Origin of the sequence: Stenotrophomonas sp. Sm6012, assembly GCF_030985895.1 — a bacterium.
GTDB lineage: Bacteria > Pseudomonadota > Gammaproteobacteria > Xanthomonadales > Xanthomonadaceae > Stenotrophomonas > Stenotrophomonas forensis.
In genome coordinates this window covers 1-10,557 of sequence record NZ_JAPTFX010000157.1, presented here as the reverse complement: position 1 = coordinate 10,557, position 10,557 = coordinate 1, and the positions used below count along the sequence as shown (strand labels likewise).

9 protein-coding genes are annotated in these 10,557 nt (G+C 67.7%); 6 read left to right on the top strand and 3 right to left on the bottom strand.

Annotated features, from left to right (window positions below):
* Positions 1–177: 177 nt before the first annotated feature.
* On the bottom strand, positions 178–1,545 hold the full coding sequence (locus O0J73_RS19355; RefSeq protein ID WP_308309405.1) for a short-chain fatty acyl-CoA regulator family protein: 1,368 nt from the start codon (positions 1,543–1,545) through the stop codon (positions 178–180).
* 115 nt (positions 1,546–1,660) lie between these two features.
* Between O0J73_RS19355 and O0J73_RS19350 the strand changes: the two genes are divergently transcribed.
* The 5 genes from O0J73_RS19350 to mmsB are packed head-to-tail and all read left to right on the top strand — an operon-like array spanning position 1,661 to position 7,200.
* Positions 1,661–3,166 carry a CoA-acylating methylmalonate-semialdehyde dehydrogenase gene (locus O0J73_RS19350; protein WP_049458485.1) on the top strand — a complete coding sequence of 502 codons (1,506 nt, stop codon included), beginning with the start codon at positions 1,661–1,663 and terminating at the stop codon, positions 3,164–3,166.
* Between the two features lie 14 nt (positions 3,167–3,180).
* The gene (locus O0J73_RS19345; RefSeq protein WP_197564166.1) at positions 3,181–4,347 is read left to right on the top strand and encodes an acyl-CoA dehydrogenase family protein; all 1,167 of its coding nucleotides are present in this window, start codon (positions 3,181–3,183) and stop codon (positions 4,345–4,347) included.
* A complete protein-coding gene (locus tag O0J73_RS19340) occupies positions 4,344–5,141 on the top strand; it encodes an enoyl-CoA hydratase (protein ID WP_308309404.1) in 798 nt (265 codons plus the stop codon). The genes O0J73_RS19345 and O0J73_RS19340 overlap by 4 nt, the downstream gene beginning before the upstream one ends.
* On the top strand, positions 5,138–6,313 hold the full coding sequence (locus tag O0J73_RS19335; protein WP_308309403.1) for an enoyl-CoA hydratase/isomerase family protein: 1,176 nt from the start codon (positions 5,138–5,140) through the stop codon (positions 6,311–6,313). The genes O0J73_RS19340 and O0J73_RS19335 overlap by 4 nt, the downstream gene beginning before the upstream one ends.
* Positions 6,310–7,200, top strand: coding sequence for a 3-hydroxyisobutyrate dehydrogenase (gene mmsB / locus O0J73_RS19330; protein ID WP_308309402.1), 891 nt, complete (start codon positions 6,310–6,312; stop codon positions 7,198–7,200). The genes O0J73_RS19335 and mmsB overlap by 4 nt, the downstream gene beginning before the upstream one ends.
* A gap of 147 nt (positions 7,201–7,347) precedes the next feature.
* Here mmsB and O0J73_RS19325 read toward each other — a convergent pair whose 3' ends face one another.
* Together O0J73_RS19325 and O0J73_RS19320 are read right to left on the bottom strand one after the other, a co-directional pair.
* Positions 7,348–7,773: an organic hydroperoxide resistance protein gene (locus O0J73_RS19325; protein ID WP_004153735.1), complete on the bottom strand. Its 426-nt coding sequence runs from the start codon at positions 7,771–7,773 to the stop codon at positions 7,348–7,350.
* A 110-nt stretch (positions 7,774–7,883) separates the two neighbouring features.
* Entirely contained in the window at positions 7,884–8,864 is a 981-nt protein-coding gene (locus O0J73_RS19320) for a cation transporter (protein ID WP_308309401.1), read from the bottom strand.
* Between the two features lie 207 nt (positions 8,865–9,071).
* On the opposite strand from O0J73_RS19320, the gene O0J73_RS19315 reads away from it, so the two are divergent.
* The gene (locus O0J73_RS19315) at positions 9,072–10,526 is read left to right on the top strand and encodes a SulP family inorganic anion transporter (protein WP_308309400.1); all 1,455 of its coding nucleotides are present in this window, start codon (positions 9,072–9,074) and stop codon (positions 10,524–10,526) included.
* Positions 10,527–10,557: the final 31 nt, after the last annotated feature.

Genomic DNA, 10,557 nt, shown 5'->3' with positions numbered 1-10,557 from the left:
CTGCTTCGCAAGCGCCCGAACGCACAGCCGCCAGCGGCTGGGCCGGACCCCGGAGGGGGGTTTACGGCGTCCCCCGCCACCGGGGACCCACCCCGCCATCCCAAGGAAAGCCCGCTGTTGCTTTTGCTGTTGCCTTGGATTGAAGCAGGTGCAGGGCGCAGCCCTGCCGAATAACCCCTACCTTCCCGGCAACTGCGCGAACGCGCGCTGCATGCAGTCCTCGCGCGGGCACACCCGGCACCCCGGGCCGATCGACACCGAGTTGCCCGGACTCTGCACATCCAGCCCCAGCGAATACACCAGCCGCTCCGCATGCTGCAGGTCGCAGCCCAGCGCCACCGCAAACGTCTTGCGCGGTTGGCCATGGCCTACCGGCCCGCTGCTGACCTGCCGTGCCAGCCAGAAATGGCGGCGGCCGTCGGGCATGCGCGCGGTCTGGGTGAGGATGCGCCCCGGCTGGTTGAACGCCTCGTACACGATCCACAGCGGGCACGAGCCACCCACCTGCGAGAAGTGGAAATCGGTAGCCGAATGCCGCTTGGACACATTGCCCGCGCGGTCCACCCGGATGAAGAAGAACGGCAGGCCCGGCGCACTGCGCCGCGCCAGCGTGCTCAGCCGATGGCACACCGCCTCGAAGCCGACGCCGAACTGGTGCGCCAGCAGTTCGATGTCGTAGCTGCTGGCCTCGGCCGCACGCAGGAAGCGCATGTACGGCATCACCAGCGCACCGGCGAAATAGTTGGAAAGCCCGATCCGCGCCTGCGCGATGCGCGCTTCGTCGTGGAAGCCCGCACGCGCGATCACCGCATCGATCTGCGGCAGGTAACCGTGCAGCGCCAGCTCGGCGGCCATCTGGAACGCCTGCTGGCCGGGCTCCAGGTAATCGGGCAACCACAGCCGCCGCGCACCGGCATCGAACTGGCGCTTCTCGCGTCCGGCCTGCAGCGCCGCCACCTCCACCAGCACGCCATGGCGGTCGGCCAGCAGCTGGCGCAGGCGCGATGCCACATGCCCGGGGGACAGCCCCCATTCGGCGAACAGCCGCTCGGCCAGTTCGTCCAGTTCGGGAATGTGGTTGTGCATGCGGTTGAAGAACTCGCGCACCTGGTCGCCGGCCGGCAGGGTGCTGCCAGCGCCGGGCTCGCCCAGCTGGAACTCCAGTGCCGCCGCATGCTCGCGCAGGGCCAGGTGCCGGCGGTGCAGGTCGAGCAGGGCGCGGCTGACCTGCGGCAGGTTGCCGGCCAATGCACGCAGCTCGGTGGCGCTCACCTCGGCCAGGCCCAGGTCGCGCAGGGTTTCGCCCAACGCTTCCTGCAGCGCGGCGGGCTCATCGTCGTCGAACAGGGCGGAAACGTCGCCCAATACCTCGCCCAGCTTTTTCTGCACGGCCGGGGTCAGCGGGCGCTTGTTGCGCTCGATCTGGTTCAGGTAGCTGGCCGACAGGCCCAGGGTCCGGGCCAGGTCCACCTGGCTGTAGCCGCGCTGCTCACGCAGGCGCAGCAGACGCAGGCCAAGTTGTCGCTGAGGGGCTGAATAATTCACAGAATTAACATGAATCGTCTGGCGTGTTGGCCAGATTAAGCGGATTCAGCCCGGAAATCGAGGTGGGTGCTGTGAATAATGCCAAGCATCTTTCGCACCCCGTGGGATTGTCGTCATGACTGTTGCAGCGCCCCGTATCCGCATGCTGATCGATGGCCAGTTCGTTGAATCGGCCACCTCCCACTGGCAGGACGTGATCAATCCGGCCACCCAGGACGTGCTGGCCCAGGTGCCGTTCGCCACCACCGGCGAAGTGGACGCCGCCGTCGCCGCCGCCAAGGAAGCCTTCAAGACCTGGCGCAAGACTCCCATCGGCACCCGCGCGCGCATCTTCCTGAAGTACCAGCAGCTGATCCGCGAGAACATGAGCGAGCTGGCACACATCCTCACCGCCGAACAGGGCAAGACCCTGCCCGACGCCGAAGGCGATGTGTTCCGCGGTCTGGAAGTGGTCGAGCATGCCGCTGCCATCGGCAACCTGCAGCTGGGCGAGCTGGCCAACAACGTGGCCAATGGCGTGGACACCTACAGCATCATGCAGCCGCTGGGCGTGTGCGCCGGCATCACCCCGTTCAACTTCCCGGCGATGATCCCGCTGTGGATGTTCCCGATGGCGATTGCCACCGGCAACACCTTCATCCTCAAGCCGTCCGAGCAGGACCCGATGGTGACCATGCGCCTGGTCGAGCTTGCCCTGGAAGCGGGCATTCCGAAGGGCGTGCTGAATGTCGTCCACGGCGGCGAGGAAGTGGTCAACGCGATCTGCGACCACCCGGACATCAAGGCCGTGTCGTTCGTCGGTTCCACCCGCGTCGGTACCCACGTGTACAACCGCGCCTCGCTGGCCGGCAAGCGCGTGCAGTGCATGATGGGCGCCAAGAACCACGCCGTGGTGCTGCCGGACGCCAACAAGGAACAGACCCTCAATGCGATGGTCGGCGCCGCCTTCGGTGCCGCCGGCCAGCGCTGCATGGCCGCCTCCACCCTGGTGCTGGTCGGTGAGGCCCGCGGCTGGGTGCAGGATCTGGTCACCAAGGCCCAGACCCTGAAGGTCAGCGGCGGCACCGTGTCCGGCACCGATGTCGGCCCGGTCATTTCCTGCAGCGCCCGCGAGCGCGTGGAAGGCCTGATCGCCTCGGGCGTGGAGCAGGGCGCCAAGCTGGTGCTCGACGGCCGCAACCCGCAGGTGGATGGCTTCGAGAAGGGCAACTTCGTCGGCCCGACCATCTTTGCCGGTGTCACCACCGACATGCGCATCTACCAGGAAGAGATCTTCGGGCCGGTGCTGGTCATCCTCGAAGCGGAGACGCTGGACGAGGCCATCGCCATGGTCAACAGCAACCCGAACGGCAACGGCACCGCGCTGTTCACCCAGTCCGGCGCAGCCGCACGCAGGTTCCAGGAAGACATCGACGTCGGCCAGGTCGGCATCAACGTGCCGATCCCGGTGCCGGTGCCGCTGTTCTCGTTCACCGGTTCGCGCGCCTCCAAGCTGGGCGACCTGGGTCCGTACGGCAAGCAGGTGGTGCTGTTCTACACCCAGACCAAGACGGTCACCGCGCGCTGGTTCGATGACGAAACGCTGAGCCATGGCGTCAACACCACGATCAGCCTGAAGTAACCGCAGGAGCAGCCATGAGCCACTCGATGACGACGGAACTGGAAGAAGCGCAGCAGGCGTACCGCGAGGCGGCGCGCGACTTCGCACAGGCCGAACTGGCGCCGCACGCCGCGCGATGGGATGCGGAGGGCATCTTTCCGCGCGAGGCGATCGCCAAGGCCGGTGAACTGGGCTTCTGCGGCCTGTACATGGACCCGGAAGTGGGCGGCAGCGGCCTGAGCCGACTGGACGCCGCCGTCGTCATCGAGGAGCTCGCCAACGTCGATCCGTCGACCGCGGCGTACATCAGCATCCACAACATGGCCTCGTGGATGGTGTCCAAGTGGGGCCAGCCGGCACTGCGCGATGCGTGGGGCCCGGATCTGGCCGCCGGCCTCAAGCTGGCCTCCTACTGCCTGACCGAACCGGGTGCCGGTTCCGATGCGGCCTCGCTGAAGACCACCGCCGTGCGCGATGGCGACCACTTCGTGCTGAACGGTTCCAAGGCCTTCATCTCCGGCGCCGGTGCCACCGAGCTGCTGGTGGTGATGGCGCGTACCGGCGGTGCCGGTGCCAGTGGTGTCAGTGCGATTGCGGTGCCGGCCGACCTGCCGGGCGTCAGCTTCGGCCGCAAGGAAGAGAAGATGGGCTGGAACAGCCAGCCGACCCGTGGCATCACGTTCGAGAACGTCCGCGTGCCGGTCAGCCACCTTCTGGGAGAGGAAGGTGGCGGCTTCAAGCTGGCGATGAAGGGGCTGGACGGCGGCCGCATCAACATCGCCGCCTGCTCGCTGGGCGCCGCGCAGGGCGCGCTGGATGCCGCACGCCGCTACATGGGCGAGCGCCGCCAGTTCGGCAAGGCGCTGGCCGAGTTCCAGGCGCTGCAGTTCAAGCTGGCCGACATGGCCATCGAACTGGTTGCCGCACGGCAGATGGTGCACACCGCCGCGCGCAAGCTCGATGCCGGTGCCGGCGATGCCAACGTGTGGTGCGCGATGGCCAAGCGTTTCGCCACCGATGCCGGTTTCAACGTCTGCAACGAAGCACTGCAGATCCACGGTGGCTACGGTTACATCCGCGAATACCCGATCGAGCGCCTGCTGCGTGACTGCCGCGTGCACCAGATCCTGGAAGGCACCAACGAGATCATGCGGGTGATCGTTGCCCGTCACCTGCTCAACACCGAAGAGGAACTGCGATGAAGGATTGGCGTACCCAGGAGCACGTGGGCCTGAAGGTCGAGGTGGATGGCCACACCGCCGTGGTCACCCTGCACAACCCGCCCGCGCATACCTGGACCGTGCACAGCCTGTCGGCACTGCGCGACCTGGTGGGCGCGCTCAACGCGGACCGCGAGATCTACGCGCTGGTGATCACCGGTGACGGCGAGAAGTTCTTCTCCGCCGGCGCCGATCTCAACCAGTTCGCCTCGGGCGACAAGGCCGCCGCACGCGAAGCCGCACGCCGTTTCGGTGAAGCCTTCGAAGCGCTGTCCGGGTTCCGTGGCGTGTCGATCGCCGCCATCAACGGCTACGCCATGGGTGGCGGCCTGGAATGCGCGCTGGCCTGCGACCTGCGCATCATCGAAGAACACGCCCAGGTCGCGCTGCCGGAGGCCACCGTCGGCCTGCTGCCGTGCGCCGGTGGCACCCAGAACCTGCCGCGCCTGGTCGGCGAGGGCTGGGCCAAGCGCATGATCCTGCTGGGCGAGCGCATCAATGCCGACACCGCACTGCGCATCGGCCTGGCCGAAGAAAAGGTCGGCAAGGGCGAGGCCAAGGTGCTGGCGCTGGAGTGGGCGAACAAGGCCGGCAAGCAGAGCCCCACCAGCATCGCCGCCTGCAAGACCCTGGTGCAGTCCACCCGCAGCGGCACCCATGCCTCGGCACTGGTGGCCGAGCGCGAAGCCTTCGTCGACCTGTTCGACACCGCCGACCAGGTCGAGGGCGTGACCGCCTTCCTGGAAAAGCGCGCCGCGCAGTGGAAGAACGCATGAGCACCGACACCGTTGCCGATGAAGCACCGGTGCTGTTCGAAGAGCGCGTGGCCGGCAACGGCACGCGCATCGGCATCGCCACGCTCAATGCGCCGCGTACGCTCAACGGTTTCTCGCTGCCGATGGCGCACCTGCTGCTGAAGCAGCTCAATGCCTGGGCCGACGATGACGCCATCGCGATGGTGGTGCTGCAGGGCGCCGGCGAAAAGGCGTTCTGTGCCGGCGGTGACCTGCACAGCCTGTACAAGAGCATGGTCGCCTTCCGCGACGCTGGCCGCAGCGACATCCGCGAAAACGACTACGCCGCCGAGTTCTTCGACGTCGAATACCGCGTCGACTACCTCATCCACACCTACGCCAAGCCGATCCTGTGCTGGGGCCATGGCATCGTGATGGGCGGCGGCATCGGCCTGATGTCCGGCGCCAGCCACCGCGTGGTCAGCGAGCGCTCCAAGCTGGCGTTCCCGGAAATCACCGTGGGCCTGTTCCCCGATGTCGGTGGCAGCTGGTTGCTGCCGCGCGTACCGGGCAGGGGTGGCCTGTTCCTGGCCCTGACCGGCGCGCTGCTCAATCCGGGCGATGCCATCTACGCCGGCCTGGCCGACGTGCACGTGGCCGAAGAACGCCGCAGCGCGGTGTTCGATGCGCTGCTGCAGGTGGCCTGGTCGGGCGATGCCGCGCACAACCACGAGCGCCTGAGCCAGCTGCTGCAATCGCACGCCAGCGACGCCGTCACCGGCCCGCTGCTGGCCCACGCGGCGCAGGTCGACGCGCTGTGCGAAGGCGATGATCTCGCCGTCATCATCGACCGCATCAGTGGCCTGCAGACCGACGATGCGTGGTTGCAGGCCGCACAGAAGACCCTCGCCGCGGGTGCACCGGGTTCGGCGCGGTTGGCATTCGAACTGCAGCGCCGCAGCGCCGGCCAGGACCTGGCCAGCGTCTACCGGCTGGAATACATCACCGCGCTGCATTGCGCCGCCCATGGCGATTTTGCCGAAGGCATCCGCGCACTGCTGATCGACAAGGACCGCAACCCGCAGTGGAACCCGGCCACCCTGGCCGAAGCCACCACCGCATGGGCCGAGACCTTCTTCGCTTCCCCCTGGGCCGATGCCGCGCATCCGCTGGCCGACCTGGGTACTCCCCTTGCTGAAAGGAGCCTTGCATGAGCCGCATTGCATTCATCGGGTTGGGCAACATGGGTGGCCCGATGGCCGCCAATCTGGTCAAGAACGGCCACACTGTGCGCGTGTTCGATCTGGTCCCGGCCGCGGTGCAGGCCGCTGTCGATGCCGGCGCCAGCGCCGCGTCCACCGCGCGTGACACCCTGGCCGATGCCGAGGTGGTGATCTCGATGCTGCCGGCCAGCCGTCACGTCGAGGGCGTGTACCTGGGCGACGATGGCATCCTCGCCGCCATCCCGGCCGGTGCACTGGTCATCGACTGCAGCACCATTGCCCCGGCCAGTGCCCGCAAGGTGTCTGAAGCCGCTGCCGCGCGTGGCCTGCAGATGATCGACGCGCCGGTATCCGGCGGTACCGCCGGCGCCCAGGCCGGCACCCTGACCTTCATCGTCGGCGGCGAAGAAGACGCACTGGAACGCGCGCGCCCGGTGCTGCAGGCGATGGGCAAGAACATCTTCCACGTTGGCGCCAGCGGTGCCGGCCAGGTCGCCAAGCTGTGCAACAACATGGCGCTGGGCGTGATCATGGCGGTCACCGGCGAGGCCATCGCACTGGGCGTGGCGCACGGGCTGGACCCGAAGGTGCTGTCGCAGATGATGGCGGTCAGCACCGGCCGCAGCTGGGCCACCGAAGTGTGCAACCCGTGGCCGGGCGTGCTGGAAAATGCGCCGGCCTCGCGTGGCTACAGCGGCGGCTTCGGCAGCGACCTGATGCTGAAGGACATGGGCTTGGCGGTGGAAGCGGCGATGAGTGTCGGCGCCTCGATCCCGCTGGGCGAAGTGGCCCGCAACCTGTACTCGATGAATCACCAGGCCGGCCGCGGCAAGCTGGATTTCTCCAGCGTCGTGCAGCTCATTACGAGCGAGAAGTGACCTGGTAGTGCCGGCCGCTGGCCGGCAACCTCATGCCCCCGTGCGGGACAACGAAGGTGGGATGGGCGGATGCCCGGTTTCGACCGGCATCCGCCCATTTTTTTGCCTTGGCGTGGGTAGTGCCGGCCGCTGGCCGGCATCAGCGCATCAGGCAACGATCAGCGTCACGTCGATGTTGCCGCGGGTGGCGTTGGAGTACGGGCAGACGATGTGCGCCTTCTGCACCAGCTCTTCCACCTGCTCGCGCGGCACGCCCGGCACGTTGATGGTCAGCTCGGCTTCAATGCCGAAACCGGTCGGGATCTGGCCGATGCCCACCTTGCCGGTCACAGTGGTGTCGGCCGGCAGCGCGACCTTGGCCTGGCCGGCCACGAACTTCAGCGCGCCCAGGAAGCAGGCCGAATAGCCGGCCGCGAACAGCTGCTCCGGGTTGGTGCCGGGGCCGCCGGCGCCGCCCAGCTCGCGCGGGGTCGACAGCTGGATGTCCAGCACGTTGTCGGACGAGACGGAACGGCCTTCACGGCCGCCGGTGGAGGTGGCCTGGGCGGTGTACAGAACCTTTTCGATGGACATCGGGATGCTCCTGGTCGGTGGGTGGTGTTGCGTTGGAGCCTACTTTGCCCGGTTTCCAAGGACGCTGGGTGACAGCTCGTCCGCAAAATTTGATCGATCGTCCGGCCGGCCTAGAGCGTCCACTCGCGGTCGGTGGTGAACATGATGGTCAGCCAGCGGTCCGGCGAGGCCTCGCCCAGCGCGTCGCCGATCTCGTCGCGCAGCTGGTCCCATTCCACCAGCGGCCGTGGCGGGTCGTTTTCCGGCACCACGAAGAACAGCTCGATCTGCTCGCCGCGGCCCACCTGTGCCACGTAGCTGCGGTGCTCGACGAAACCGTGCTTCGCCACGATCCCGCGGGCCACCGCATCCACGTGCGCCTGCAGTTCCGGCGGGGTGACCAGCAGGATGCCGGCCAGCGCCCGGCGCACGGTGCCCAGCGGCGCGATCATCACCAGCACGCAGACGAAGGCCAGGATGGCCGGGTCGATGTACGGCCCGACCCAGGCCCACGTCGTGCCCTGCACCAGCACGCCACCGAGGAAGGCCACCATGTAGCAGGCCGACATGCTCGCCGCCACCACCCAGTTCTTCGCATCCAGCGCGATGAACTCCGACCCGATGCGGCGGTTGGCGCGCAGCACGAACCAGGCCAGCGCACTCTCGGCCACCAGTGACAGGCCGGCAAAGATGATCGCCGGCCCCAGCGCGATGTGGCGGCCACCGGACATCAGCGCATCCACCGCATTGACCAGCGCATACAGCGCCGCGCCGATCATCAGCGTGCCGCTGACCCCCAGCACGATCGGCTCCAGGTGCCAGAAGCCCATGGTGAAGCGCTGGTTGAGCCGCGACTGCAGCGCATCGGTACTGGTGGACAGTGCGATCAGCCGCGCGACCAGCAGCGACAGCCAGGTCATGACCACGTCGATCAGGCCATAGATGCCGTCGAAGATGATCAGCGAGGAATTGGCCAACAGGCCGAACACCACCGCAGCCAATGCCAGCAGCAGTGCGCCGGCAATCGACAGGCGCAGCACGCCCTGTTCGGTGGCGGGGTCGAAGAAATGCGGTCGGTCGGCGGCCATGCCTGGATTGTAGAGCGGAGCCATGCTCCGTTGCCGCTGAGGTCGACGATGCTGTCCCCGGCGGTCCCACTGGCGTAGACTGCGCCCCTCCCACGCATCGACCTTGCCCTGCAGTGATCACGCCACCCTGACCCTTGCCGCACATCGGCAGCCGGCCCGCCCGGCTCAGGAACCCGTGTCTTTCCACTGCAGCGCCACGTGGCCACGCCCGCGTGTGCGCGGAGTTTTCCCATGCAAACGTCCTACCCCCTGCGCCAGCAATGGCTCGGCAATATCCGTGGCGACCTGCTGTCCGGCATCGTCGTCGCCCTGGCCCTGATTCCCGAGGCCATCGCCTTCTCGCTCATCGCTGGCGTCGACCCCAAGGTCGGCCTGTATGCCGCGTTCTCGATCGCGGTGATCACCGCAATTGCTGGCGGCCGGCCCGGCATGATCTCTGCCGCCACCGGTGCGATGGCGCTGGTGATGGTCGACCTGGTCAAGGACCACGGCCTGCAGTATCTGTTCGCCGCCAGCATCCTGGCCGGCCTGCTGCAGGTGCTGGCCGGGGTGTTCAAACTCGGCTCACTGATGCGCTTCGTCTCGCGCTCGGTCATCACCGGCTTCGTCAACGCGCTGGCCATCCTGATTTTCCTGGCCCAGATGCCCGAGCTGATCGGCCGCGGTCCCACCGTGTACGTGCTGTGCGCCGCCGCACTGGCGATCATCTACCTGCTGCCGCGCATTACCCGCGCGGTGCCCTCGCCGCTGGTGGCCATCGTGGTGCTCACCGCCGTGGTGATCGGCTTCGGCGTGGACGTGCGCAGCGTGGGCGACATGGGCCAGCTGCCTGACAGCCTGCCGCACTTCCTGCTGCCGGATGTTCCGCTTGCCTGGGAAACGTTGCGCATCCTGCTGCCGGTGTCAGCCACGCTGGCGGTGGTCGGACTGCTCGAATCGATGATGACCCTGCAGATCGTCGAAGACATCACCGAAACGCCCAGCGAGCGCAACCGCGAATGCGTCGGCCAGGGCGTGGCCAACACGGTCACCGGCTTCCTCGGCGGCATGGCCGGCTGCGCGATGATCGGCCAGTCGGTCATCAACGTGACCTCCGGCGGCCGCGGGCGCCTGTCCTGCCTGGTGGCCGGCGTGGTGTTGCTGGTGCTGGTGGTGTATGGCAGCGAGCTGGTGCGGCAGATCCCGATGGCGGCGCTGGTGGCGGTGATGATCATGGTCAGCATCGGCACCTTCAGCTGGCGCTCGCTGCGCGACCTGCGCACGCATCCGCGCAGTTCCTCCGCCGTCATGCTGCTGACCGTGGTGGTCACCGTGGCCACCCACGACCTGGCCAAGGGCGTGCTCAGCGGCGTGCTGCTGTCGGCGCTGTTCTTCGCCCGCAAGGTTGGCCGCATGCTGGACGTGCAGCGCGAAGACGCCGGGGACACGCAGGTCTACCGCGTACGTGGGCAGGTGTTCTTTGCGTCCGCTGGCCAGCTGGGCGCCGCATTCGATTTCCAGCACGTGGCGCCGAAGGTGCAGATCGATCTGCGCGACGCCCACCTGTGGGACCTGACCGCCGTGGCCGCGCTGGAACGCGCTCAGGAAAAACTGGCCGCGCATGGCGCTGAGGTAACGGTGGTGGGGCTCAATGCGGCCAGCCAGACGTTGATCGAGCAGGTGGGTGGCGCGCGTAGCGGGCATTGATCGGTCAGGGGGGTAGCGCCGGGCCATGCCC